We start from the raw sequence: 230 nt of genomic DNA on the forward strand, positions 1-230 counted from the left end.
TCCCGCTTGGCTGAACCCGCGCCAACGGGTGAACGACTGCAAAACATCCTGCGTGCGGGTATGCGTGCGCCGGACCATAAGTCCATGCAACCGTGGCATTTTTTTGTGATTGAAGGGGAAGGGCGCGAGCGTTTCAGCGCCGTACTGGAACAGGGGGCGATTGCTGCCGGTAGTGATGACAAAGCTATCGACAAAGCCCGTAATGCGCCGTTCCGCGCACCGCTCATCAT

General features: G+C 58.7%; 1 protein-coding gene. It reads left to right on the forward strand.

Going from position 1 to position 230, the window contains the following annotated elements; genetic code table 11:
* On the forward strand, positions 1-230 hold a 230-nt coding region (locus AC3Y5R_RS24240; RefSeq protein ID WP_489923427.1), incomplete at both ends, for a nitroreductase family protein.

It is taken from the genome of Erwinia sp. 009765445 (assembly GCF_058137865.1).